Origin of the sequence: Streptomyces aquilus, from assembly GCF_003955715.1 — a bacterium.
In the GTDB taxonomy this organism is placed as follows: Bacteria; Actinomycetota; Actinomycetes; order Streptomycetales; family Streptomycetaceae; genus Streptomyces; species Streptomyces aquilus.
Genome location: NZ_CP034463.1, coordinates 1,743,466 through 1,768,465 on the forward strand (window position 1 = coordinate 1,743,466; position 25,000 = coordinate 1,768,465).

The window sequence follows — 25,000 nt, forward strand, 5'->3', positions numbered from 1 at the left end:
GTCAGTCGCCGGTGAGGGAGGGGCAGTCCTCGTCGGTCCCGGTGGCACGCCAGCCGCTGCCGTCGGTCATCTCGACGGTGACCCGGGCGGTGGACGGGGCGGTGACCCGGTGGGCGCCCGCCGCCGTGCAGATCACCTGCCGGGTCGCGATGCGGTTCAACGGGCCCGTGCCGAGCGGCAGTCGGAGGGTGATCCGGTCACCGCGCACGTCTGCGGTGGGTTCGTCCGTCGGCGCCTGCCCCAGCAGGCCGGTGGGCACGTCCGTCGGCAACTGCTCTTGCGGACCGGTGGGCGCGTCCGTCGGTGACGGCTGGGGCGGATCGCCGGCGGCGGGCTGCCCTCCCGGCTCGACGGCGGTCGGTGCCGGCGACGCCGGAGTCGTCCGGCGTCGCCGGATCTCCGTGGTCAGCCGCTTCCCCGCCTCCCCGGGCGTCGGCCCCCGCAGCAGCAGCCGCACCGCGTCCCCGGCGTTCCCCGGCCACGCGGTCGTGCGCGGGAGCGCGACGAGCGTGCCGTCGTGCACGAAGTAGACCGGCGTGATCGGCCGGATCCCGCTCGCGGGCTCTCCGGCCTCCACCACGCCGGTCGTGGGGATGTCGCAGGAGGCGAGCGCGAGAAGCGCCGGCAGCGCGAGCAGCGCGAGGCGGCGTGGGGCGTTCATGACGGGTGCTCCTCGGACGACTCGTCGCGCTGCAAAGGGAGTTCCACGGTGAAGACGGCGCCGCCCGCCGGATGGTTCGCCGCGCGGACGGTGCCGCCGTGGATGCGGACGTTCTCGGCGGTGATCGCCAGACCGAGGCCGCTGCCCTCGGAGCGGCTGCGGGCGGTGTCGGACTTGTAGAACCGCTCGAAGACATGCGGCAGGACGTCGTCCGGGATGCCGGGACCGCTGTCGCGCACCTCGATGACCGCGCCGCGTCCGTCGGAGCCGTGCACGTCCAGGCGCACCCGCACCGGTGCGCCGCCGTGCTTGAGCGCGTTGCCGACCAGGTTGGCGACGACCACGTCGAGGCGGCGCGGGTCCACGCGGCCACGGGCCGCGTCGGGAGGCGGCAACCGTGTGTCCACCGTGTCCGACCAGCCGCGGGCGGCCAGCGTGCGCCGGATCGACTCGGCGAGGTCGATCTCGTCGAGGTGCAGCACCGCCGCTCCCGCGTCGAACCTGGATATCTCCATCAAGTCGTCGACGAGACGGGTGAGTTTGACGGTCTCCTCGCTGATCAGCCGGACCGCGGTGGCCGTGTCGGAGTCCAGCCGGGCGGCGTCCTCGTCCAGGACGTCCGTGACAGCCGACATCGCGGCGAGCGGCGTGCGCAGCTCGTGCGAGACGTCCGCGGCGAAGCGCCGGGCCCGCGCCTCCATCTCACGCAGCTCCGCCACCGATGTCTCCAGCGCGGCGGCCGTCTCGTTGAACGCGTGGGACAGCTCGGCGAGTTCGTCGGAACCGTGCACGTCGAGCCGGGTGTCGAGGCGTCCCTCGGCCATCCTCCGGGTGGCCTGCCGGAGCGCCCGTACCGGCACGAGCACGCCCCGGGCGGCGAACAGCGCGAGCACCACGGCGAGGCCCAGGGCCGGCACCATGGCCCGCTCGACGGCGCTGACCAGCGCGTCGACGTAGGCCTGTTCCGTGGTCTGCGGCACGACCAGGAACACCCGCACCCCGGAGGCCAGCCGGGACCCGTCCGGGTCGCCGAAGGTGACCGACATGCCGACGACCAGGGAGGGGCGGCCGCCTTCGTCCACCCGCTGGAAGACGGTGGCCCGGCTGGAGGCGACGGCCGCACGGACGGCGGGCGTCAGCTCGGGGAAGCGGTCACCGGGCACGGAGGAGGCGCGCAGCTCCCGGTAGGTCACCAGCACCCGCCAGCTACCCGACGCGTCGGCGTCGGCGACGTCCGTGGCGATCTGTTGCAGCGCGGACTCGCCCGGAGGGTAGGGGAGTTCGGGGGCGCGCTCGTTCAACTGCGCCCGCAACTGCCCGATGACCGCGTCCTGGCTCTGCTGGAGGACCCCGATGCGGGCCTCCCGGAAGGTCAGCGCACCGGTCGTGGCGGCGGCGACACCGGCGACCAGCCCGAAGGCGACGACGAGACGCGGCCGCAGCCCGCGCAGTCGGCGGCGCTTCACGGGGCTGCGAAGCGGTAGCCGAAACCGCGGACGGTGTGGATGTACCGGGGTGCGCGGGGCGGTTCGGACATCTTCGTGCGCAGCCGCTTGACGCAGGCGTCCACCAGACGGGCGTCTCCGTGGTAGTCGTGCTCCCAGACCGCCTCCAGCAGTTGCTGCCGGCTGAACACCTGGCCCGGAGACGCGGAGAGCGTGAGCAGCAGCCGCAGTTCGGAGGGGGCGAGCGCGATCGGCTCACCGCCCAGCCTGACGGTCAACCCGGCGCGGTCGACGGTCAGTTCACCGTAGCTGTCGATCTTCGGCAGCCCTTCGCCGGCGGGCACACCGCCGGAGCGGCGCAGGACGGCGCGGATACGGGCGTCGAGCACCCGGGCGGTCACGGGTTTGACGACGTAGTCGTCGGCCCCCGCCTCAAGACCGATGACGATGTCCACCTCGTCGCCGCGGGCGGTGGCCATGATGATCGGGAGCGCCTGGTCGACGGCGCGTATCGCGCGGCAGACGTCGAGTCCGGTCATGCCGGGCAGCATCAGATCGAGGACCACGATGTCCGGCCGGAACGACCGCAGTTGCTCCAGCCCCTCCTCCCCTGTCGAAGCGGCGGCGACATCGTGGTTCTGGCGGCGCAGCGCCAGGGCGACGCCCTCACGGACGGCACGGTCGTCTTCGATCAACAGCACACGTGGCATGGGGTCAGTATCCACAAGAGCACCACCAGCCACGGGAGTTACCCTTTCGTTATCCGCCGGGCCAGGTCCGATCACATTTCGATCACAACGTGATTGACGTGACCAAGCACAAGCGAAAACCCGTCAGCAGTCATCGCCGGAGGGCCTCCGGGCGGCGCCGTAAAGGCCAACTGACCTTCGGCCTGGCCGCGTTGACCGTCCTCGGGGCCGTCGGCTGCACGGTGGTGGCGTGGCCGCCCTCGAACCCTCCCCTGCGGTCGTCGGACAACTCCCTGTCGGAACCGACCACAAGCACGTCACCGAGGCCGACGCCGACTCCGAGCGGTTCGCCCCGCCCTCGAACGACTCCGAGCGCCACGAAGCCCCCCGCCCTCCCCCGGCAGGGCCCCGGCACGTACGTCACGGCACCGGGCGGGAGCGCGAAGGCGGGCAAGGGAACGCCGTATCGCTACCGGGTCGAGGTGGAGGAGAACATCGACCTGTCCGCGGCGGGGGTCGCCGAGGCGGTGGACCGCATCCTCGGCGACCCGCGCGGCTGGACCGCCGACGGGCACTCGGCGTTCCAGCGGGTCGCCGACGGCCCCACCGACTTCGTGGTCCGCCTGGCCACCCCCGCGACCGTCGACGAGGTCTGCGGCCGGAGCGGCCTCGACACGGGCGGCAAGTACAACTGCTCAGCGAACGACCAGGTCATGGTCAACCTCGACCGCTGGGTCCTGGCGACCCCCGTCTACGCGAAGGACGTCACCGCCTACCGTGCGCTGATCATCAACCACGAGGTGGGCCACTTCCTCCACCACGGCCATGTCACCTGCCCCGGCAAGGGCAAGCCGGCCCCCGCGATGATGCAGCAGATCAAGGGCATGCACGGCTGCGTCCCCAACGTCTGGCCGTACGACGCCGAGGGCCGGCTCCTCACCGGCCCCGCCGCTCCGTGACACCACGCCCGCCAAGGTCCCCTCTACGCCTGCGGCTTCGCCTCCCCCTGCGTCGCCCGCAGGTCGGCGAGCAGCTCGGCCTGGCCGGCCAGGACGCCGGAGAGGATGGTGCGGGCCACGCGGAGGAGCTCCGCGACGTGCGGGCTGGTCAGCGAGTAGTAGACGGTCGAGCCCTCCTTGCGCGTGACGACCAGGTTGGCCCGCCGCAGCACGGCCAGCTGCTGGGAGAGGTGGGCGGGCTCGATGCCCACCTCGGGCAGCATCTCGGCGACGGCGTGCTCGCGCTCGCTCAGCAGCTCCAGGACCCGGATGCGGGCCGGGTGGCCGAGCGTCTTGAAGAACTCGGCCTTCAGTTGGTACAGCGGCGTACTCACCCTGCCGTCGCCTCCCGGGTGCGGCAGCACGGCCCGGAACTCGGCGGGCCCCCGGCCGCCCCTCGCGTCCATCCACGCGTCACGTCCATGCGTCCCATCCTCGCCTGTACGCCCGACAGCACCGAATCGGTGTGCTCATCGGGCGGCTTCCTCGCTGGACGTTCGGGACGGGGCCTCGGCGCGGGCCGGCAGCAGTCCGGCCGTCTCCAGGTGGTCGCGGGCGGCGCGGATCGCCTCGGGTGTCGTGGCGTACTCCCGGCCCTCGTGCCGCAGCAGTGCCAGCGCGCCCGTGGAGTCGAGGACCTGGCGCTGGCCGGCGCGTACCCCGGAGGCGAGGACGAGGATGCCGCGCCGGTGCAGCCTCTCCACCGCGTCCTTCAGGAGCAGGGCGCCGGTGGCGTCCATGGTCGACACCCGGGACATGCGCAGGACGACGACCCGGACGTCGGCCACGTCGGTCAGCTCCAGCAGGAAGCGGTGGGCGGCGGCGAAGAACAGGGGGCCGTCGATGCGGTACGCCACGATGTGCTCGGCCAGCAGGGCGTGCTCCTCGGCGCTGTGGTCGCCCCGGTCGAGGGGCACCTGGTCGAAGCGGGCCTGCTTGGCCACGGCCCGCAGGGCGAGGGCGCCCGCCGCGGCGAGGCCGATGATCACGGCGTAGACCAGGTCCAGGACCAGGGTCGCCGCGGCGGTCAGGACGAGGATCAGCGCGTCGGAGCGGGTGGCCTTCGCCATGGCCCGCAGTGAGCCGGTCTCGACCATGCGGACCGCGGTGGCCAGCAGCACGCCGGCGAGCGCGGCGAGCGGGATCCTCGACACGAGGGGTGCCGCCGCGAAGACGATGACGGCGAGGATCGCGGCGTGGGTGAGGGCGGCCAGCCGGGAGCTCGCGCCGGTGCGGACGTTGACGGCGGTGCGGGCGATGGCGCCGGTCGCCGGGACGCCTCCGAACAGCGGGGCGGCGATGTTCGCCAGGCCCTGGCCGAACAGTTCCCGGTCCGGGTCGTGCTTCTGACCCACCGTCATCCCGTCCGCCACCGAGGCGGACAGCAGGGACTCCAGGGCCGCCAGCGCCGCGACCGCCACGGCCGGGGCGAGCAGCGTGCCGAGCGAGCCGAGCTCCAGGAAGGACAGCGAGGGAGCGGGCAGCCCGGACGGCAGGTCGCCGATCGGCCGCGCCGCGTCCAGGCCCGCGGCCTGGGCGACCACCGTGGCGGCGGCGACCGCGAGGAGGGAGAAGGGGACGGTGGGTCGCCACCTGGCACCGACGAGCATGACCACCGCGACGGCGCCGGCGAATCCGACCGCGGTCCAGTTCGGGGACGTCGCGAACGCCTCGACCGCCCGCCAGGCCACCACCAGCACCCGGTCGCCCTCGGGCTTGGGCACGCCGAGCGCGTTGGGGATCTGCTGGAGGCCGATGACGCAGGCGATGCCGAGCGTGAAGCCCTCGACGACGGGGGCGGGCACGTACTGCATGTACCGGCCGGCCCGCAGCGCGGCCAGGGCGACCAGCATGACGCCGGCCATCACGCCGACCGTGAGGACTCCCGTCGGACCGTACTCTCCCACGATCGGGACGAGGACCACGGTCATGGCCCCGGTCGGACCCGACACCTGCAGATTCGATCCGCCGAAGACCGCGGCGAGCGCGCCCGCGACCACCGCGGTCGCCAGCCCCGCCGCCGCGCCCAGGCCCGAGGAGACCCCGAAACCGAGGGCCAGCGGCAGCGCCACGATCGCCACGGTCAACCCGGCCAGCAGGTCCCGCCGCGGATCGCGGCGCATCTCGGCGAAGTCGTCGCGACGGGGCAGCAGCGCGCCGATCCGGGCCCGGACGGCCCGGGCCGTCGCCCTCATCAGATGTGGCTGGTGCACGATGCCTCGGCTTCTCCCGCGCGCCCCACCCCGGTGGTGGACGCGAAAGGCACAGCATCTAGTGAATTGCGAAATTATGCAATTGCGTATCCAGCTACGTCACCCCGCGCTTCGAGCAGGGGGAGGATTCTCGATCACCCCGTCCGGGTAGCCACCCACCCCATCGTCCTCATCGGAGGCATCGGTGTTCAGAACTCGACGCACCACCCTCAGACGCTCGCGCTTATCCACCACGGTCCTGGGCCTGTTGGTCCTCGCCGCCGTCACGGGATCCGGCACGGGCGCCGCCGCGGCGCCCGTGCCCGGCGCCTCGGTGACCGGCGCGGCCGCCGCCGTCGCATCCCTGGAGGTCGCCGGTACGAGCTGGGCCGTGGACGAACGCACCGGACGGTTACGGGTGTTCACCGACTCCACGGTCTCGGACACGGACCTGGCCAGACTGCGGCAGACCACCGGACGCTTCACCGGCGCCGCGACCCTCACCCGGCTCGACGGCCGGCTGCGCACCCTGGTGTCGGGCGGTGACGGCATCTACGCGGCCGCCTGGCGCTGCTCGGCCGGCGTCAACGTCCAGAGCGGCAGCACGTATTACTTCGTCACCGCCGGCCATTGCACCGACGGCGCGGGCACCTGGTTCACCAGCTCCGCCATGACGACGGCGATCGGCGCGACCACCGCCACCAGCTTCCCCGGCGACGACTTCGGCATCGTCCGCTACACCAACGCGGCCGTGCCGCACCCCGGCACCATCGGCACCGTCGACATCACCGGGACCGCCACCGCCTACGTCGGCCAGGCCGTCTGCCGCCGGGGAGCGACCACCGGCGTCCACTGCGGCCGGGTCACGGCAGTGAACGCGACCGTCAACTACGGCGGCGGGGACGTGGTCTACGGGTTGATCCAGACCAACATCTGCGCGGAACCCGGCGACAGCGGCGGCCCGCTCTATGCCGGCGACAAGGTCATCGGCATCCTCTCGGGCGGCTCCGGCAACTGCACCTCGGGCGGGACCACTTATTACCAGCCGATCCAAGAGGCCCTGAACGCTTACGGGTTGTCGGTCTACTGAGCTCCCCGGTCGCCGAGCGGAGCCACGACGGGCGCGGGGGCGACGTCCCCTTCCTCGCCACGTCGGCGGCGGACGGTCCGCGCCGGGGTGGTGAGGACGGCGAGGCACGCGATGACGAACGCGATCCCGGCCCAGCCGGCGGCCGGGAGGCGTTCGCCGACGACCAGGACGGCGAGCACGGCCGCGACCGCCGGTTCGAGCAGGGACAGGGTCGTGGCGGTGCTCGCCGGGACATGCGCCAGCCCCCAACCGAACAGCACGTACCCGGCGAACATGGGGACGACGGCCATGTAGCCGCCGACCGCGGCATTGGACCAGGAGCCGACGAGCGCGCCACCGGTCGCCAACAGGACGGGTACGAGGAGCAGCCCGCCGAGCCCGAACACGGCGCCCATCGCCGCGCGGGAGGGGATGCCACCGGTGATCAGCCGGTGCGCGGCCCAGGAGTAGAGGGCGTACGTCGTGGCGGCGACCAGGCCCAGGCCGACGCCGAGCAGGGTGGCCGCCATGGACCCCGCGCCCGTGTCGCCGTCGGCATGGGCGGCCTCGGCGACGCACAGCAGGGCGGTGCCGAGCAGGCCGAGGGCGGCGGCGAGCAGCCAGCGCCGGGTGAGCCGGCGGCGGTCCAGGGCGCGTTCGATGACGGCCGAGGCCAGCGGGGCGGTGCCGATGGAGACGACGGTGCCGACGGCGACTCCGGCCAGGTGCATCGAGGTGTAGAAGGCAAGGGGATAGATCGCCACCGAGGCGGCGCCGAGCAGGACCGTGCCGCGCCGCGCACGCAGCCGGCCGGCGTCACGGGCGATCCGCGGTGCGGCGACGAGGGCCTGGAGGAGTCCGCCGAGGCCCATCGCGACGGCGCCGATGGCGAGCGGGCCGACCTGCGGGGCCAGGGTGGCGGCCGTGCCGGTGGTCCCCCACAGCACGGAGGCCGCCAGCACGCACAGGGCTCCCGTCATGGCGGAACCGCCGGGTGCGGTGCCCTTCACAGTCGGTCCAGCAGGGCCGCCGCGAGGGCGCGGGCGTGTTGGAGGCGCGCGCCGTCGCCTTCCAGGCCGGCCCGGGCCATCGCACCCTCCAGCAGGAAGGAGAGGTGCTCGGCCGTGGCGCGGGTTGTGTCGGGGCGACCGGGCAGCAGCTGCTCCAGGTGCCCGGCGATCAGCTGCTCGACCTGCTCCTTGTGGGCACGGACCACGGCTCGGCCCTCGTCCCCCGCCGGGAGTTCGGCGGCGGCGTTGAGCAGACCGCAGCCGCGGAAGCCGCGCTCGTAGGCGAACGCGGCGTGGTCGGCGTAGGCGTCGAAGACCGCCAGCACGCCGTCGCGCGGCCCGGCGGCCCGCTCCAGACGCGCCCGGTACAGCCCGAGCCATTCCTCGTGCCGGGCGTCCAGGTAGGCGCGGACGAGTTCGGCCTTGGAGGAGAAGTTGTTGTACAGGCTCATCTTGGCCACACCGGCGTCGGCGGTGATCGTGTCGATGCCGGTCGCGGCCACGCCGTCGGCGTAGAACCGGCGGGCCGCGGCCGCCAGCAGCCGTTCCCGGGCGGGACGCCGCCGCGGCTTCCCGGCGGCGCCCGCGTCGGTCTCACTCATCGCAGGGCTCCAAACTAGGTAGGTAGGTCTACCTAGACTGTAGCGGACGGCGCCGCCGCCGGGGCCCTGGTGTCGACCGCCTCAGGAGCCCGCGAGGAACGTGAGGCGCACCTTGCGCTGCGGGTTGTCCCTGTTGGTGTCGACCAGGCACACCGACTGCCACGTCCCGAGTTCCAGCCGCCCGTCGATCACCGGCAGTGTCGCGTGCGGCGGCACGAAGGCCGGGAGGACGTGGTCACGGCCGTGGCCGGGGCTGCCGTGCCGGTGCTGCCAGCGGTCGTCGGCGGGCAGGAGGGTGTGCAGGGCGGAGAGCAGGTCGTCGTCGCTGCCGGCGCCCGTCTCGATGATCGCGATCCCCGCGGTGGCGTGCGGGACGAAGAGGTTGAGGAGGCCGTCCCGTCCGGCGGCGGCCTCGCGCAGGAAGGCCGCGCAGTCGCCGGTGAGGTCGACCACGCGCTCGGTCGATCCGGAGGTGATGTTCAGTACTCGGGTGGTGAACGTGTCTGACATACCGCCATCGTCACCCATCCGTCAGGCCGCGAGGACGATCCGCCGCCCGCCTCGCGATACGGCGGGTCCATTCCGCGAGACGCCATTGACCATGGCCACGCCATCTGGCTACGTTCGACGGCATGTTGCGTTCAGTCCTGCTCACCACGCGCGGTCACATCGACCTGCTGCGGGTGGCCTCCGCCGCGTGTCGCCGCGGCCACTGACGCCTTTCACCACCTCTTCCCCGCTTCTGGCATCCGCGCCACCCCCTGTCCGTCCGCGTTTCTGACGTGGCGGCACCCCGGTGCACCGCGTTTCTGACGCGACGACGCCCCGGCGCACCCCGCTCTCCCCCTCCGTGGAGCACTCATGAGCATCAGCCATGCCCCACCCAGCGCTCCCGAGCCGGATATTTCCGATATACCCGGCAAGGACGGCTCGTTGGAGCTCGAACCCCTCGTCCCCACCTCCTCCCGCCGTACCCGCGTCCCCCGCTGGTTGCGTCGCACGACCGGTCCCGTGGTCCTGGTCCTGCTGTGGCAGGTCCTCAGCGCCACCGGCGTGCTGGCCTCCGACGTGCTGGCCTCCCCGGGGCGGATCGCCCAGGTCGGGCGCGATCTGATCGCCGACGGCTCGCTGACCTCGGCCATGGGCACCTCGCTCCAGCGGGTAGCGGCGGGGCTGCTCCTCGGCACGCTCGTCGGCACCGGACTCGCCCTGGTCTCGGGCCTGTTCAGGATCGGCGAGGATCTGGTGGACGCGCCCGTCCAGATGCTGCGGACCGTGCCGTTCGTCGGTCTCATCCCGCTGTTCATCATCTGGTTCGGCATCGGCGAGGCGCCGAAGATCGCCATCATCACGCTCGGCGTGACCTTCCCGCTCTACCTCAACGTCTACGCCGGCATCCGCGGTGTGGACTCCCAACTCATCGAGGCCGGTGAGTCGTTGGGGCTGTCCAGGTGGGGGCTGGTACGGCACGTCGTGCTGCCGGGCGCCCTGCCCGGTGCCCTGACCGGGCTGCGTTACTCCCTCGGCATCGCCTGGCTCGCGCTGGTCTTCGCCGAGCAGGTCAACGCGGACTCCGGGATCGGGTTCCTCATGGTGCAGGCGCGGGACTTCCTGCGGACCGACGTCATCGTGGTCTGCCTGATCGTCTATGCCTTCCTCGGCCTGCTGGCCGACTTCGTCGTCCGCTCCCTCGAAAGGCTGCTGCTGCAATGGCGACCGACGTTCACCGGCCGGTGACCGGACACGCGGCGGTGCGCGTCGAGGGGCTGACCCGCTCCTTCGACGGCCGCGCCGTCATCGACGATCTCCGACTCGACGTCCGGCAGGGCGAGTTCGTGGCCCTCCTCGGACGCAGCGGCTGCGGCAAGTCCACCCTGCTGCGCATCCTGGCCGGTCTCGACCGGGACATCGAGGGCACCGTGCTGGTGCCGCGCCGCAAGGCCGTGGCGTTCCAGTCGCCCCGGCTGATGCCGTGGAAGAAGGTGTGGCGCAACGTCCTGCTGGGCCTGCCCGGCAAGCCGGGACGCGGCGTCGCCGACCAGGCGCTGGAGGAGGTCGGCCTCGGTCACCGCGCGGACGCCTGGCCCAAGACCCTCTCCGGCGGCGAGGCCCAACGCGCCTCCCTGGCGCGGGCGTTGGTGCGGGAGCCCGATCTCCTGCTGCTCGACGAGCCGTTCGGGGCGCTCGACGCCCTCACCCGTATCAAGGCCCAGCGGCTGGTGGGCGAGTTGTGGCAGCGGCGCGGCTGCGCGGTCCTGCTCGTCACGCACGACGTCGAGGAGGCCGTCCTGCTCGCCGACCGCGTCCTGGTGATGGACGACGGGGTCATCGCCCACGAGCAGCACATCGACCTCGACCGGCCCCGCGATCTCACCGACCCGCGCTTCGCCGAGCTGCGCGCCGGCCTGCTGGAACGGCTCGGCGTCGACACCGCCGCCGAAGCCGCCTGAACCACCCCCACCCCAGAACGGAACCATCATGCGACGACGCCTCGCCCCCGCCGCCCTGCTCCTCCCGCTCGCCCTCCTGCTCACCGCCTGCGGCGGCAGCGCCACCGCAGGCACCGGCTCCGACACCGACGGCCAGGGGTCGCTCACCCTCAACGTCGGTGACCAGAAGGGCGGTTCGGAGGCGATCCTGCGGGCCGCCGGGGAGCTCAAGGGCCTCGACTACAAGATCAAGTGGTCCACGTTCACCTCGGGCCCGCCGCTGCTGGAGGCCGTCAACGCCAAGGCCGTCGACATCGGCGGGGTCGGCAACACCCCGCCGGTGTTCGCCGCGGGCGCGGGCTCGAAGATCACGGTGGTGTCCGCCTTCCACGGCACGTCCAAGGGCGACGCCATCCTCGTACCGAACGACTCGAAGCTGACGCAGCCCGAGCAGCTCAAGGGCAGGTCCGTTGCCGTGGCGCAGGGTTCGTCCGCCAACTACCAGCTGGTCGCCTCCCTGAAGGCGGCAGGGCTGAGCCTGAACGACGTGAAGGTCAAGTACCTTCAGCCGGCCGACGCGCTCGCCGCGTTCACGTCCGGCAAGGTCGACGCGTGGGCGGTGTGGGACCCGTACACCTCGCAGGTGCTCCAGGCGAAGCAGGGGCGGATCCTGACGACCGGCGACGGCGTCACCAACGGGCTCACCTTCCAGGTGGCGGCGCCCTCCGCGCTCAAGGACAAGAAGAAGGCCGCCGCCATCAAGGACTACCTGGAGCGGCTGCGGCGGGCCACGACCTGGGTGCACGACCACCAGGAGGAGTGGGCGAAGGGCTGGGCGAAGGACACCGGGCTGCCCTACGAGGTCGCGCTGGCCTCGGTGAAGCGGACCAACGCCACCCGGATCTCGGTCGCCGTCGACAAGCCGCTGATCGCCTCCGAGCAGGAGATCGCCGACACCTTCACCGAGCTGAAGCTGATCCCGAAGAAGGTCGACTTCGCCGACTTCGTGGACACGCGGTTCAACGCCGACCTGCCGCCGTCGACCACACCGGCGCGCGGCGAGGGCTAGTCAGGGAAGATCCAGGGCTCCCGCACGGTTAGTGGAAAGGTGAACAACACTGAGGTCGTCGTCATAGGCGCTGGTCAGGCCGGCCTGTCCAGCGCCTATCACCTGCGCCGGACCGGTTTCCGGCCCGAGCGCGACTTCGTCGTGCTGGACCACTCCCCCGGTCCGGGCGGCGCCTGGCAGTTCCGGTGGCCCTCGCTGACGTACGGCAAGGTGCACGGGATGCACTCGCTGCCGGGGATGGAGCTGACGGACGCCGATCCCGCGCGGCCGTCCTCCGAGGTGATCGGCGAGTACTTCGACGCCTACGAGCGGACGTTCGACCTGCGGGTGCGGCGGCCCGTGGACGTGCACGCGGTCCGGGAGGGCGAGGGCGGGCGGCTGCTCGTCGAGACCTCGGCCGGCACCTGGGCGACACGGGCGCTGATCAACGCGACCGGGACCTGGGACCGGCCCTTCTGGCCGCGCTATCCGGGCCAGGAGACCTTCCGGGGGCGGCAGTTGCACACCGCGCAGTACCCGGGGCCCGGGGAGTTCGCGGGGCTGCGGGTCGTGGTGGTGGGCGGCGGCGCGTCCGGCACCCAGCACCTGATGGAGATCGCCCCGTACGCGGCCGCCACCACCTGGGTGACCCGGCGGCCGCCCGTCTTCCGTGAGGGCCCCTTCACCGAGGACGTCGGCCGGGAGGCCGTGGCGATGGTGGAGGAGCGGGTGCGGCAGGGGCTGCCGCCGAAGAGCGTGGTGTCGGTGACCGGGCTGCCGCTCAACGACGCGATCCGGCAGGCCATCGCCGACGGCGTCCTGGACCGGCAGCCGATGTTCGACCGGATCACCCCGGACGGGGTGGCCTGGAACGACGGCCGGCATGTCGACGCCGACGTGATCCTGTGGGCGACCGGCTTCCGTGCCTCCATCGACCATCTGGCACCGCTGAAGCTGCGCGAGCCGGGTGGCGGGATCCGCGTCGAGGGCACGCGCGCGGTCGCCGACGCGCGGATCCACCTCGTCGGCTACGGCCCCTCGGCCAGCACCATCGGCGCCAACCGCGCGGGGCGGGCGGCCGTACGGGACATCAGGCGGCTGCTGGCCGGGGAGCCGGTCGCCGCCTGAAGTCCCGGCACGTCACTTCGCGGGCTGCGCGCTCTTCTTCTGGTTGGCGTTGAACTCGGCCACATTGCGCAGGTGTTCCTCGTAATTGGCCGTGAAGCGGGTGTCCCCCGGCTTCACCGTGACGAAGTACAGCCAGTCGCCCGGCGTCGGGGTGATCGCGGCGCGCATCGCCTCCTCGCCCGGGTTGTCGATCGGGGTCGGCGGCAGGCCCATGCGCTGGTACGAGTTGTAGGGGCTGTCGATCCGGGTGTCGGCGTCGGAGGTCTTCAGCGTGGAGCGGTTGAGCACGTAGTTGATGGTGGAGTCCATCTGGAGCGGCATCCCGCGTTCCAGGCGGTTGAAGATGACCCGGGCCACCTTGCCCATGTCGGCCTTGGCGGCGGCCTCCGCCTGGACGATGCTCGCGATGGTGACGGCCTGGTAGACGTTCATCGCGTTGCGCTGGGCGCCGGCGGCGATCGGCGCCCCGTTGAACTTCTGGTTCGCGGTGTTGACCATGAACGACAGCAGCGACTCGGGCGTCGTCTTGTCGTTCAGCGGGTACGTCGCCGGGAAGAGGTAGCCCTCCGGGTTGCCCTCGGCGTCGGTCGGCAGCTTCAGCGCGGCCCTGGCCAGCGCCTTCTTGGCGGTGCCGGCCGGGCGGGCGAGGGCCTTGTCGATGGCGTCGTACACCTGGCCGGAGCGCCAGCCCTCCGGGATCACCAGCGCGGTGGGCCTGGTGTCCTGGTCGCTGTCCAGGCTCAGCAGCGGCACCGCCACGGCGGTGCCGGCCACGACGGCCCCGGTCGCGATGAGGACGAGTCGGCCCCGGCGCGTCAGTCGAATCGTGCTCCGTGACGGAGTGTTCTGGTACATGCGGGCACGGTAACCCCCATATCGTTACAAACCCGGCATATCTTCAGCTTGTCGGTTCCAGTTGAGCATCCCGGCGTACGAGCGCCGCGTACCGCCCGTCCAGTTCCAGCAGCTCCTCGTGCGTGCCGCGCTCGGCGGTGCGGCCGGAGTCCAGGACCACGATCTGGTCGGCACCCCGGACCGTGGACAGCCGGTGCGCGATGGTGAGCGTGGTGCGGTTGGCGGACAGGGCGTCGATGGCCTCCTGGACGGCGCGTTCGGTGCGGTTGTCCAGGGCGCTGGTCGCCTCGTCGAGGATCAGCACCGGCGGATCGCGCAGGATCGTCCGGGCGATGGCCAGCCGCTGCTTCTCGCCGCCCGAGAAGCGGTGGCCGCGCTCGCCCACGATCGTGTCGTAGCCGTCGGGCAGGCCCGCGATGTGGTCGTGGATCTGGGCCGCCTTCGCCGCCGCGTGCAGTTCCTCGTCGGTGGCGTCCGGCTTGGCGAAGCGCAGGTTGTCGGCGACCGAGGCGTGGAAGAGGTACGTCTCCTGGGAGACGACGCCGACCGCGCGGGCGAGCGTGTCGAAGTCGAGGTCGCGGACGTCGACGCCGTCCAGGGTGACCCGGCCGCCGGTCACGTCGTACAGCCGCGGCACCAGGTGGCCCAGTGTGGACTTGCCGGCGCCGGTCGGGCCGACGACCGCGAGACTGCCGCCCGCGGGGACGGTGATGTCGACACCGGTGAGAGTGGGGGCGCTCTTCTCGTCGTAGCGGAACTCGACGTTCTCGAACCGGACCTCGCCCTTGACGGTGTCCAGGTGGACGGGGTTCTCGCGCTCGGTGATGTCGATCGGCAGGTCGAGGTACTCGAAGATGCGCTGGAACAGGGCGAGGGAGGCCTGTATCTGGACACCGGTGCCGAGCAGGCTGACCGCCGGGCGGAACAGGCCCTGCTGGAGCGAGACGAAGGCGACGATGGTGCCGATCGAGACGTCCGGGCCACCCATCTGGAGGGCGAGTCCCGCGGTCCAGTAGATGACGGCGGGCATGGCGGCCATGACGATCGTGATGACGGCCATGCGCCAGCGGCCCGCCATGTTCGACCGCACTTCGAGGTCGACCAGGCGCTCGGACTCCTCCGAGAAGGACTGGGTCAGCGAGTCGGAGCGTCCCATGGTGCGGCCGAGGAGGATGCCGCTGACCGAGAGGGACTCGGTGACCGTGGCGGCCATCGCGGCCATCTGCTTCTGGCGCTGGGTGGTGATCTTCTTGCGTTCGTTGCCGACCCGGCGGCTGATCCACACGAAGACGGGGAGCAGGAGCAGCGAGACGACGGTCAGGCGCCAGTCGAGGGCGACCATCGCGACGATCGTGGCGACGACGCTGGTGGCGTTGGAGACCAGGGAGGTCGCGGTGGAGGTGACGGTGGCCTGCATGCCGCCGATGTCGTTGGCGATGCGGGACTGGACCTCGCCGGTGCGCGTGCGTGTGAAGAACGCGAGCGACATGCGCTGGAGACGGTCGTAGACGGCGGTGCGCAGGTCGTGCATGACGCGCTGACCGACCGTGGTGGAGATCAGGGTCTGCAAAACGCCGAAGACGCTGGTCAGGACGGCGCTGAGGATCATGCCGAGGGCCAGGAGGCTGAGCAGCCCGGTACGGCCCTCGGGGATCGCGACGTCCAGCACCTCCTTCAGCATGAAGGGGGTGGCGACGGAGACCAGCGAGGCGGCGCCGACCAGGAGGCCGACGACGGCGAGGCGGCTGCGGTAGGGGCGGAAGAGTTTCAGGATGCGGCGGACCTGGCGGGGCTGCTCCTTTGATTCGGAGTCGCCGAGCGGCGTCCACTTGGGGGCGTTGTCGGGGTGCATGGGCTCCTTCAGGAGGCTTGTCATGAGGGACCTCCTTCCGGAGGCTCGTCATGAGGGACTTACGGACCATAGCTCATTGTTACCTATGCTCACAATGCACATAGTCCTGTTATTGTTCCCGTATGAGCGACCCCGCTTCCGTGACCGCCCCCGCGCCGGTGCCCACCCCCGATTCCGACGGCCTGCTCGCCGAGCAGCTGCTCCGGTTCACGCGGCGTGTGCACCGCATCCAGAAGCGGCACATCGAGCAGAGCGGCCTGGGCGTCACGCCCGCGCAGTCACGGCTGCTGCGCACCCTCGCGCACTACGGCTCGCCGCCGCGCATGGCCGATCTCGCCGAGCGGCTGGAGGTCGTCCCGCGCGCGGTGACCACGCTGGTCGACGGGCTGGAGGCGGGCGGCAAGGTGCGGCGGGTGCCCGATCCGACGAACCGGCGGGTCATCCGGATCGAGCTCACGGACGACGGACGACAGGCGCTGAGCAAGCTGCGCGGGGCACGGCGGTCGGCGGCGGCGGAGATCCTGGCGCCGTTGACGGAGGAGCAGCGGCGGGTGCTGGGCGGGCTGCTGGACACGCTGGTGGACGGAGATGTTCCCGAGGCGGGGAAACGCTGTTGAGGGCATGAAGAAGGGCCGCGGCTGATCGCCGCGGCCCTTTCCGATGGCCGGGGTCAACTGGCCTCGGTCACCGTCTCCTTGGTTTGCCGGGCAGGCACCTCCGCGGTGGCCTCCTCGGTCTCGCCCTCCAGCACCTCCGCGGTGGCCTCCTCGGTCTCGCCGTCCAGGACCTCCGCGGTGGCCTCCTCGGTCTCGCCGTCGAGCACCTTCTTCGCCTTCTCCAGGTCCAGCGCCCCCTCCCACCGGGACACCGCGAACACGGCGACGCAGTTGCCGAGCAGGTTCGTCACGACGCGCATCGAGTCCATGATCCGGTCCACGCCCAGCAGCAGCGCCACCGCGCCGGCCGGGATCGCGCCCAGCGAGGACGCGGTCGCGGACAGGGCGAGGAAGGCCGAGCCGGGGATACCGGCCATGCCCTTGCTGGTGAGCATCAGCACGAGGATCACGGTGATCTGCTGGCCGAGGCTGAGGTCGACGCCGACCGCCTGGGCGATGAACAGCGTGCCGATGGACAGGTAGAGCGAGGCGCCGTCGAGGTTGAAGGAGTAGCCGGTCGGCAGCACCAGGCCCACGGCGTCGTCACGGGCGCCCGCCTTGCGCAGCTTCTGCATGACCCGCGGCATGACCGACTCGGTGGACGCGGTGCCGAGCGCGAGCAGCATCTCGGCGCGGATGTAGCGCAGGAACTTCCAGAGGCTGAGCCCGGTGACCAGGCGCAGGGCGACGGCGAGGAGCGCGATGAAGAACGCCGCGGCCGCGTAGCACAGGACGATCAGCTTGGCGTAGGTCTCGATGACGCCGAGCCCGTACTGCCCGATGAGGACGGCCATCGCGCCGAACACCGCGATCGGGGCGAGCCGCATGATGAAGCCGACGACCGCGAAGATGATCTCCTGGGCCTGCTCGACGGCGGGCAGCACCTGCGGCACCTTGGTGTGGCCGAGGTGGAGCAGCGCGGCGCCCACGAGGCAGGCCAGGATGAGGACCTGGAGGAGGCTGTTCTCCGCGAAGGCCCCGATGAAACTGGTCGGGATGGCGTTGACGATGAACTCGGTCGTCGAGGGCAGCGAGCCCCCGCCGGTCTTCGCGTCGACCGCGGAGGCGTCCAGCGTCGACGGGTCGACGTGCATGCCGGAGCCCGGCTGGACGACGTTGGCGGCGAGCAGGCCGATGACCAGCGCGAGCGTGCTCGCGACCTCGAACCAGATCAGGGCCTTGAGCCCGATCCGGCCGAACGCCTTGAGGTCACCGGCCTTGGCGATCCCGACGACGACCACGCAGAACACGAGCGGGGAGATGATCGTCTTGATGAGCCGGGTGAAGCCGTCGCCGAGCGGCTGGAGGTCGGAGGCGAAGTCGGGCCAGAGCTTGCCGACAACGATGCCGAGGACGAGCGCACAGAGGACCTGTGCGAACAGAGAGGTACGCAGTATGTGTGCGACGCGTCGCGGCAGGGACGGGACGGACGGCGGCACGGGCACTCCTTGTGGGGACGTTGGCGCGCGGAAGTCCAGGGGGAGAACTTCTGCGATACGGAAAGCGGCTTCCGTGGCGATCACTTTGACCGCGCCGTTGATCACCCACGAGACCGTCGTGTTTCAGCCCCGTAAATCACGCCGTGAGTGACGCATCGCACACAACTGGCGTCAGCAGCCCGCGCGATCCTCGGTGAGCACCCCCTGGACGGTGGTCAGCGAACGGTCGTGGCAGCGGCCCGGGCCCTGAAGCCGGTAGCGCTCACTCGTCGTGCCGACCGCGTGCCGCTGGTCGCGCGGCACGTTGAGGGTCCAGGTGGCGTCGCCGGTGTAGGTGTCGTCGAGGCGCTGCCACAGGCGCCCGTCGGCGACGACAGAGGCTCGGTCGCCGAGCGTCAGCACCGTCCGCAGCCGGTCGTCCGTGCCGATCGTCGTGGTGCCGTTCATCGTGTACGTCCGCTGTGTGCGCGTCGTGTGCGCCGGGCCGCGTCCGTCGACGGTGACCGCCTCCGCGTCCGTCCAGGTCGCGTCGAGTCCGTCGAGGTTCTCGCCCTCGGTCCAGCGGTGCGTGGAGGTGTTCGTCAGCGACCGGCGGACGGTGGTGGTCACACGGCCGTGCGAGGTGTCGACGTATCCGGCGACGGTGAGCCGGTGGGCGCCCTCGGTGTCCAGGCGGTGCTCCGAACCCGGGGTGTGCACCGAGGAGTTGGTGAGGTCGCCGACGGTGTGCGTGGTGAGCTTTCCGGTGACGTGGGCGCGCTTCGCGTCCTGCCAGACGGCGACGTTCACGGGCGCGCTCCAGCCGCTCTGCCCCTCGGGGACGCCGACGACGTCGACCTGTACGCGGTGCGGCTCGCCGTCGTTGAGGAGACCGGCGAACGGGGTCAGGTCGTATTCGATCGGCTTGACGTCGAAGGCGCGCGGTCCCGGAATGACGTACCAGAGGAAGGGATTGGACCAGCCGCCGGTCCACACGTGCGGGAACGGCGCCGCGATTCCGGCGAGTTGGCCGTCCACCTTGATCTGCACCTCGCGGTAGGGGCCGCCTTCGGCCTTGCAGGAGTACGGCGCCGCGTCGGGCACCGTCAGATACCAGTACTCCTCGCACCCGCCGCCGGAGCCGGTCGCGTACACCTCGGCGACGATCCGTTCGCTGTTGCGCGGGGTGGTGACGGTGCCGTCGGGGGTGAGGGGCAGGACCCGGTCGGGGGTCTTCGCGGCGTCCGGCCGGCCCGCGTAGAACGTCAGCGTGACCTTCACGTCGATGACGCCGGTGTACGTGTCGTCGACGACGTTGCCGATGAGCATCTCGACGTCCTGGCCGGAGCGGAGGGTGTCGCTGTAGCGCGTGACGTCCTTCTCGACCGACCACGCGATCCCGTCCGGCGACGGCTCCGGAGTCGACGTACGGAAGATCTCGACCCCGCCGACCCGCAGATAACCGAGCCGGTCGTACTGACGGCCCTTCACCTTTCCGTCCATCCGCAGGACCACCTTGCTCCAGCGGCCGCCGCAGCCGGTCGGGGGCGCGTAACTGCCCTGGTACGGGGTGAAGTCGCGGAACCGGGCTTCCGCGAGCGTGACTTGGCAGGACTTTCCGGAGGGCTTGGTGACGGGCGGGGCGGCGGTGATCGGATCGTGCCAGTCACTGCCGAACTCCGCCGGTACATCAGCGGATTGGGCCGGTGCCGCTCCCAGAAGGGTGCTCGCGAGGAGGGTCGCTCCGGCGAGCATGGACATGATGAGCCGTCTCTTCATGGCCGGTGTTCTACGGCGACTCGGGCGCCCTGCGCAATGACGCCTCCGGCGTGAGGACTAGCTCGCCAGGGCGGCCCTGTCCCCCATCACCACCACAGGATGCCGGTCCGGGTCGAGCGTGCGCAGCAGGTACTCCATCGCGGGCCTGGAGAGGCTGACGCAGGCCGACGTACCGCTGCCGTGGTCCATGTGCAGCCAGATCCCGCCGCCCTTGCGGTCGCCCTCGGGGCGGGTCGGGTCGTTCGGCGGGGTGCCCTTGACGCGGTTGTAGTCGATGGCGATGACGTAGTCGAAGTCGTGCCAGTGCGACTTCGCCCACCAGCGCGGGGCCGTGAACGCGGCGGACCGCGTGTACGGGAGTTTCGAGCCCGGGTCCTTGAGCACGCCGCCCGCGTCGGTGAGCGTGAACACGCCCACGGGGCTGCGTTTGTCGCCCTCGTGGTGGTCTGCCGTCCAGCCCTTCTTGCCGTTGTGCGCGGGCCAACTGCGCGTGCGGTCCCAGCCGGCGCCCCGCTTCGTGTAGAGCACGACCGTGGAGTCCGGGGCGTCGACGCCGTCGCCGTAGACCGCGACGACCTGGCGGGCGTCGGCGGGGATGCGGCGCTGGAAGCGGTCGCCGATGCCGGGGATGCCGGTCGGGGCCGCGGTCGTGGTCCGGGTCTGCGGTGTCGCCGGTGAGCCGGCGTCGCGCGGCGCCGCGCAGCCGGCCAGGGCCAGCGTCAGGAAGCCGCAGAGCATCGCACGCCGTACATCGATCGCCACCCCGCCATGGTCGCACCGGGAACTCCCGGTCGCGCGGAAAACCGGTTGCCCCCGAGCACGCAATGACGCGAACCTTTCACGGTTTGCTACCGCCGTCCGCGGTCCCGCCCACCCCCCTGACACGAGCCACTGGGACGTCATCCGTCATGCAGATTCAAGACCTTCCCTATCCCGACCCGGGTGTGCCGGACGCGCGCTCGGGTCCCCGATTCCTGTGGTGGCTCTTCCGGAATCAACTCGGCGGCCAGGTCAGATCACTGGCCTGGGGACTGGTGCACTTCCTGTCCGTGTCCGCCCTGCCGTTCTGTGTGGGCTACGCCGTCCAGGCCGTCGTCGACCGCTCCGGCACCCGACTCGCCCTCGCGGGCGGGCTGCTGGCGCTGGCCTGCGCCGGCAACGCCATCGGCGACACCTTCCTGCACCGCGCCGCCATCACCAACTGGATCACGGCCGCCGCCCGCGTCCAGCAGCTGCTCGCCCGCAAGGCGGCGACGCTGGGCTCGGCGCTGACCCGGCGGGTCGCCGCCGGTGAGGTCGTGGCCGTCTCCACCGGCGACGTCGAGAAGATCGGCTGGTTCGTGGAGGCCGTCTCCCGGTTCACCGCCGCCGCGCTCACCATCCTGTTCGTCTGCGTGGGCCTGGTCGTCTACCAGCCCTCGCTCGGGGTGGTCGTCGCCGTCGGGCTGCCCGTGCTGGCGCTCGCGGTGCTGCCGCTGCTGCCCCGGGCGACCCGGCGCGCCGACTTCCAGCGCGAGAAGGCCGGCCGCGCCACCGAGCTGGCCTCGGACACCGTCGCCGGGCTGCGGGTGCTGCGCGGCATCGGCGGCGAGGAGCTGTTCCTCGACCGCTACCGCAGCGCCTCCCAGGAGGTGCGGCACGCCGCCGTGCGCAGTGCCCGGATGTGGTCGCTGATCTCGGCGATCCAGGTGCTGCTCCCCGGACTGCTGCTCATCGCGGTCGTCTGGCACGGCGTGGGCCTCGCCCGCGAGGGCCGGATCTCCGTCGGCGAACTGGTCACCGTCTACAGCTCGGTCATGGTGATGACCTATCCGCTGCGGCACTTCGAGGAGATCGCCATGGCGTACTCCTTCTCCCGTCCGTCGGCCCGGCGGGCCGCGCGGGTGCTGTCGCTGCGGCGCGCCACGTCCGAGGACGGCTCGCAGGCCGGTACGGCACCCAAGGGCGACCTGTACGACCCCGCGACCGGACTGCTCGCGCCCACCGGCCGGTTCACCGCCGTGGTGTGCGGGGACCCGGACGCGGCGGGACGGCTGGCGGAACGGCTCGGCGGCCACCCGTCCTCGACCGAGGAGGAGCCGTCGGTACTGCTGGGCGGCGTACCGCTGGACGAGCTGCCGCTCTCCGCGGCGCGCACGGCCGTCCTCGTCCAGGACAAGGACCCGGTCCTGCTCTCCGGCACCCTGCGCGAACTCCTCGACGTCCCCGCGTCGGGGGACGTCGACGCCCGCGAGGCGCTGACGGCCGCGCAGTGCGAGGACGTCCTGGCCGCCCTGGTGCAGGGCTCGCTCGGCGCCGAGGACCCGCTGGACGCCCGGATCACCGAACGCGGGCGCTCCCTGTCGGGCGGTCAGCGCCAGCGGCTCGCGCTGGCCCGGTCGCTGTTCACCGACCCGGAGGTGCTCGTCCTGGACGAGCCGACCTCGGCCGTCGACTCGCACACCGAGGCCCGTGTCGCCGAGGGCGTGCGCGAGTTGCGGGCGGGCCGCACCACCGTGGTGTTCACGTCCTCACCGCTGCTGCTGGACCGCGCGGACAGGGTCGTCCTGGTCCACGAGGGCGAGGTCGTGGCCGTGGGCGTGCACCGCGACCTCGTGCACAAGGAACCCCGGTACCGCGCGGTCGTCACCCGCGAGACCGAGCCCGAACCGGAAGAACCGCACGACCTGCAAGAGCTGGAAGAGCTGGAAGAGATCGAGGAGACAGCATGATCGGCGTGGCGCCACCGGCGTACGACCCGGCGGCCCCGACGACGGCGAACACCCTGCCCGTCGGGGGCTCCGCGACCGTACGCGCCTATGTGGCCGAACTGTTCCGCCGGCACCGCCGCGCCTTCCTCGTCCTCGTCGCCGTCAACACGGTGTCGGTGATCGCGTCGATGGTGGGGCCGTGGCTGCTCGGCGGACTCGTGGACCGGGTCTCGGAAGGGGCCCGGGAGGTTCATCTGGAGCTGACCGCGGGCCTGTTCGTGGCCGCGCTCGCCGTGCAGGCCGTGTTCGTACGGCAGGTGCGGCTGCGCGGCGCGATGCTCGGCGAGCGGATGCTGGCCGACCTGCGCGAGGACTTCCTCGTGCGCTCGGTCGGTCTCCCGCCGGGCGTCCTGGAACGGGCGGGTACCGGTGACCTGCTGTCCCGGATCACCACCGACATCGACCGGCTGGCCAACGCCATGCGCGAGGCCGTGCCGCAGCTGTCGATCGGCGTGGTGTGGGTGGTGCTGCTGCTGGGCGGGCTCGTCGTCACGGCGCCGTCGCTGGCCGCGGCCGTGCTGCTCGCCCTGCCGCTGCTGGTGATCGGCTGCCGCTGGTACTTCAAGCGGGCGCCGTCCGCCTACCGGTCGGAGTCCGCCGGGTACGCCGCCGTCGCCGCCGCGCTCGCCGAGACCGTGGACGCCGGGCGCACCGTCGAGGCGCACCGGCTCGGGCAGCGGCGCGTCGAGCTGTCGGAGCGGCGGATCAAGGAGTGGACGGCGTGGGAGCGGTACACGCTCTGGCTGCGGTCGGTGCTGTTCCCGTTCATCAACGTCACCCATGTGATGATCCTCGGCTCGGTCCTGATGGTCGGCGGGGTGATGGTGCTGCACGGCTGGATCGACGTCGGCCAGCTGACGACCGGTGCGCTGATCGCGCAGATGCTCGTCGACCCGGTCGGGCTGATCCTGCGCTGGTACGACGAGTTGCAGGTCGCCCAGGTGTCGCTGGCCCGGCTGGTCGGCGTCCGCGAGGTCGAGCCGGACGCCGGTGACGCCGCCGTCGCCCCCGAGGGACGCCATGTGCACGCCGACCGCGTGCACTTCGGCTACCTCGAAGGCGTGGACGTGCTGCGCAAGGTGTCCCTGGAGGTCGCCCCCGGCACCCGGATGGCGCTCGTCGGCCCGTCCGGCGCGGGAAAGTCGACCCTGGGCCGGCTGCTCGCGGGCATCTACGCGCCGCGGGACGGCCGGATCACCCTGGGCGGCGCGGAGCTGTCCCGGATGACGGCGGAGGGCGTCCGCTCGCATGTCGCCCTGGTCAACCAGGAGCACCACGTCTTCGTGGGCTCCCTGCGCGACAACCTCCTCCTCGCCCGCACGGGCGCCGAGGACGCCGAACTGTGGGCGGCGCTGGGCGCGGTCGACGCGGACGGCTGGGCGCGGGCGCTCGACGACGGCCTCGACACCGAGGTCGGCTCGGGCGGGCTCGCGCTCACCCCGGCGCAGGCCCAGCAGATCGCGCTGGCCCGCCTGGTGCTGGCCGACCCGCACACGCTGGTCCTGGACGAGGCGACGTCTCTCCTCGACCCGCGCGCGGCGCGTCATCTGGAGCGGTCCCTGGCCCGCGTCCTCGACGGCCGCACCGTCGTCGCCATCGCCCACCGGCTGCACACCGCCCATGACGCCGACGTGATCGCCGTCGTCGAGAACGGCCGCATCAGCGAACTGGGCAGCCACGACGAGCTGGTCGCGGCGGACGGGGCGTATGCGTCGCTGTGGAGGTCTTGGCACGGGTGAGTGGACCTGTCCGGTCACCCGCCTGAGGGGAGCCGTCGTCTTCGTACGACGGCCCCCTCAGTACCCGTAGCCGCTGTCACCGTCGCTGTCCGTCGAGGGCGCGGCCTGCTTCATCGCCGTGCCCTTCGCGTTCAGCACGTACCAGATCCCGTCGATCCCCTGTCCCTTGAGATCGCCCGGCGCCTTGTCCTTCGCGTAGTAGTAGAGCGGATGCCCGGCGTACGTCGCCTGCGGTGCGCCGCCCTTCGTGGTTCCGATGAGGCTCGCGTCGGCGCCGGAACCGGCCTTCGGCTTGCCCTCCACGGGTGGCCACAGCTTGAGGCACGCCGTGTCGCACTTCATGGAGTTGGTGTTCTCGCCGTCCGCCGTGAACAGGTAGAGCGTGCGACCGCCGCCGTCGACGAGGATGTCGCCGAGCGGCGAGTCGCTCACCTTCACGGTGGCGGTGTCCGCCGCGGCGGGTGTGTCGGAACCGCCGCCGTAGGAGCCACCACCACCGCCGCAGCCGGCCAGCCCCAGCGCCGCCACGAGTGCGACCCCGGTCAGGGCGATCCGGTTCCGGCTCATGCCTCGGCGCAGGTCATGGCGCATGTTTTCGCTCATGGTCCTCTCCGTCCCTTCCGACGGAGGTTGTACGGCTGACGTCGGCGAAGGGATTGCCGCGCAATCCCTCCGCCCGG

24 protein-coding genes are annotated in these 25,000 nt (G+C 71.8%); 10 read left to right on the forward strand and 14 right to left on the reverse strand.

All coding sequences use genetic code 11. The features are described 5' to 3' along the window. Position 1: 1 nt before the first annotated feature. Genes EJC51_RS08015 through EJC51_RS08025 form a run of 3 tightly spaced genes read right to left on the reverse strand, consistent with a single transcriptional unit; the run spans position 2 to position 2,816 of the window. Complete coding sequence (locus tag EJC51_RS08015; RefSeq protein WP_126270421.1) at positions 2-661, reverse strand: hypothetical protein; 660 nt, start codon at positions 659-661, stop codon at positions 2-4. Further along, positions 658-2,127 (reverse strand): ATP-binding protein, encoded by a 1,470-nt coding sequence (locus EJC51_RS08020; RefSeq protein ID WP_244362558.1) that lies wholly within the window; start codon positions 2,125-2,127, stop codon positions 658-660. The genes EJC51_RS08015 and EJC51_RS08020 overlap by 4 nt, the downstream gene beginning before the upstream one ends. Next, positions 2,124-2,816, reverse strand: a complete 693-nt coding sequence (locus tag EJC51_RS08025; RefSeq protein ID WP_126270423.1) for a response regulator transcription factor — start codon at positions 2,814-2,816, stop codon at positions 2,124-2,126. The genes EJC51_RS08020 and EJC51_RS08025 overlap by 4 nt, the downstream gene beginning before the upstream one ends. A 191-nt stretch (positions 2,817-3,007) precedes the next feature. Here EJC51_RS08025 and EJC51_RS08030 point away from each other — a divergent pair, with 191 nt between their 5' ends. Next, entirely contained in the window at positions 3,008-3,754 is a 747-nt protein-coding gene (locus EJC51_RS08030; RefSeq protein WP_425276838.1) for a DUF3152 domain-containing protein, read from the forward strand. Between the two features lie 23 nt (positions 3,755-3,777). Here EJC51_RS08030 and EJC51_RS08035 read toward each other — a convergent pair whose 3' ends face one another. Both EJC51_RS08035 and EJC51_RS08040 read right to left on the reverse strand, forming a co-directional pair. Further along, a complete protein-coding gene (locus EJC51_RS08035; protein WP_126276870.1) occupies positions 3,778-4,128 on the reverse strand; it encodes an ArsR/SmtB family transcription factor in 351 nt (116 codons plus the stop codon). Positions 4,129-4,263: 135 nt separating this feature from the next. Continuing rightward, positions 4,264-5,988 (reverse strand): SulP family inorganic anion transporter, encoded by a 1,725-nt coding sequence (locus tag EJC51_RS08040; RefSeq protein ID WP_126270425.1) that lies wholly within the window; start codon positions 5,986-5,988, stop codon positions 4,264-4,266. A gap of 202 nt (positions 5,989-6,190) precedes the next feature. On the opposite strand from EJC51_RS08040, the gene EJC51_RS08045 reads away from it, so the two are divergent. After that, complete coding sequence (locus EJC51_RS08045; protein WP_126270426.1) at positions 6,191-7,075, forward strand: S1 family peptidase; 885 nt, start codon at positions 6,191-6,193, stop codon at positions 7,073-7,075. On the opposite strand, the gene EJC51_RS08050 is transcribed toward EJC51_RS08045, so the two are convergent. The 3 genes from EJC51_RS08050 to EJC51_RS08060 form a co-directional block, all read right to left on the reverse strand. Next, positions 7,069-8,034 (reverse strand): DMT family transporter, encoded by a 966-nt coding sequence (locus tag EJC51_RS08050; RefSeq protein ID WP_244362560.1) that lies wholly within the window; start codon positions 8,032-8,034, stop codon positions 7,069-7,071. The genes EJC51_RS08045 and EJC51_RS08050 overlap by 7 nt on opposite strands. 26 nt (positions 8,035-8,060) lie before the next feature. Beyond that, on the reverse strand, positions 8,061-8,666 hold the full coding sequence (locus EJC51_RS08055) for a TetR/AcrR family transcriptional regulator (RefSeq protein ID WP_126270427.1): 606 nt from the start codon (positions 8,664-8,666) through the stop codon (positions 8,061-8,063). Between the two features lie 81 nt (positions 8,667-8,747). After that, positions 8,748-9,176, reverse strand: a complete 429-nt coding sequence (locus EJC51_RS08060; RefSeq protein ID WP_126270428.1) for a YjbQ family protein — start codon at positions 9,174-9,176, stop codon at positions 8,748-8,750. Between the two features lie 122 nt (positions 9,177-9,298). On the opposite strand from EJC51_RS08060, the gene EJC51_RS49545 reads away from it, so the two are divergent. The 5 genes from EJC51_RS49545 to EJC51_RS08080 all read left to right on the forward strand — a co-directional run bounded on the left by EJC51_RS49545 (position 9,299) and on the right by EJC51_RS08080 (position 13,271). Continuing rightward, positions 9,299-9,382, forward strand: coding sequence for a putative leader peptide (locus EJC51_RS49545; RefSeq protein ID WP_351373514.1), 84 nt, complete (start codon positions 9,299-9,301; stop codon positions 9,380-9,382). Positions 9,383-9,527: 145 nt separating this feature from the next. Then, entirely contained in the window at positions 9,528-10,403 is an 876-nt protein-coding gene (locus EJC51_RS08065; RefSeq protein ID WP_126270429.1) for an ABC transporter permease, read from the forward strand. Next, positions 10,376-11,116 carry an ABC transporter ATP-binding protein gene (locus EJC51_RS08070; protein ID WP_126270430.1) on the forward strand — a complete coding sequence of 247 codons (741 nt, stop codon included), beginning with the start codon at positions 10,376-10,378 and terminating at the stop codon, positions 11,114-11,116. Before EJC51_RS08065 ends, EJC51_RS08070 begins: the two co-directional genes overlap by 28 nt. A 28-nt stretch (positions 11,117-11,144) precedes the next feature. Further along, complete coding sequence (locus tag EJC51_RS08075) at positions 11,145-12,164, forward strand: ABC transporter substrate-binding protein (protein ID WP_126270431.1); 1,020 nt, start codon at positions 11,145-11,147, stop codon at positions 12,162-12,164. A 39-nt stretch (positions 12,165-12,203) separates the two neighbouring features. Beyond that, positions 12,204-13,271, forward strand: a complete 1,068-nt coding sequence (locus EJC51_RS08080; protein ID WP_126270432.1) for an NAD(P)-binding domain-containing protein — start codon at positions 12,204-12,206, stop codon at positions 13,269-13,271. A 12-nt stretch (positions 13,272-13,283) separates the two neighbouring features. Here the strand turns inward: EJC51_RS08080 and mltG are convergent, their stop codons facing one another. Then, positions 13,284-14,126 (reverse strand): endolytic transglycosylase MltG, encoded by an 843-nt coding sequence (mltG, locus tag EJC51_RS08085; RefSeq protein WP_126270433.1) that lies wholly within the window; start codon positions 14,124-14,126, stop codon positions 13,284-13,286. Positions 14,127-14,169: 43 nt separating this feature from the next. Beyond that, positions 14,170-15,978 carry an ABC transporter ATP-binding protein gene (locus EJC51_RS08090; protein WP_126276872.1) on the reverse strand — a complete coding sequence of 603 codons (1,809 nt, stop codon included), beginning with the start codon at positions 15,976-15,978 and terminating at the stop codon, positions 14,170-14,172. Positions 15,979-16,136: 158 nt separating this feature from the next. On the opposite strand from EJC51_RS08090, the gene EJC51_RS08095 reads away from it, so the two are divergent. Further along, positions 16,137-16,595, forward strand: coding sequence for a MarR family winged helix-turn-helix transcriptional regulator (locus EJC51_RS08095; RefSeq protein ID WP_126276873.1), 459 nt, complete (start codon positions 16,137-16,139; stop codon positions 16,593-16,595). 53 nt (positions 16,596-16,648) lie between these two features. On the opposite strand, the gene EJC51_RS08100 is transcribed toward EJC51_RS08095, so the two are convergent. The 3 genes from EJC51_RS08100 to EJC51_RS08110 all read right to left on the reverse strand — a co-directional run bounded on the left by EJC51_RS08100 (position 16,649) and on the right by EJC51_RS08110 (position 20,569). After that, entirely contained in the window at positions 16,649-18,073 is a 1,425-nt protein-coding gene (locus EJC51_RS08100) for a cation:dicarboxylate symporter family transporter (RefSeq protein ID WP_126270434.1), read from the reverse strand. A gap of 171 nt (positions 18,074-18,244) precedes the next feature. Further along, entirely contained in the window at positions 18,245-19,831 is a 1,587-nt protein-coding gene (locus EJC51_RS08105; protein ID WP_126270435.1) for a peptide-N4-asparagine amidase, read from the reverse strand. A 57-nt stretch (positions 19,832-19,888) separates the two neighbouring features. Then, the gene (locus EJC51_RS08110; RefSeq protein ID WP_126276874.1) at positions 19,889-20,569 is read right to left on the reverse strand and encodes a L,D-transpeptidase family protein; all 681 of its coding nucleotides are present in this window, start codon (positions 20,567-20,569) and stop codon (positions 19,889-19,891) included. Between the two features lie 170 nt (positions 20,570-20,739). Here EJC51_RS08110 and EJC51_RS08115 point away from each other — a divergent pair, with 170 nt between their 5' ends. Together EJC51_RS08115 and EJC51_RS08120 are read left to right on the forward strand one after the other, a co-directional pair. Further along, entirely contained in the window at positions 20,740-22,542 is a 1,803-nt protein-coding gene (locus EJC51_RS08115) for an ABC transporter transmembrane domain-containing protein (RefSeq protein WP_126270436.1), read from the forward strand. Continuing rightward, positions 22,539-24,320, forward strand: a complete 1,782-nt coding sequence (locus EJC51_RS08120) for an ABC transporter ATP-binding protein (protein WP_126270437.1) — start codon at positions 22,539-22,541, stop codon at positions 24,318-24,320. The genes EJC51_RS08115 and EJC51_RS08120 overlap by 4 nt, the downstream gene beginning before the upstream one ends. 57 nt (positions 24,321-24,377) lie before the next feature. Here EJC51_RS08120 and EJC51_RS08125 read toward each other — a convergent pair whose 3' ends face one another. Further along, positions 24,378-24,923, reverse strand: coding sequence for a COG4315 family predicted lipoprotein (locus tag EJC51_RS08125; RefSeq protein WP_244362562.1), 546 nt, complete (start codon positions 24,921-24,923; stop codon positions 24,378-24,380). Positions 24,924-25,000 lie beyond the last annotated feature (77 nt).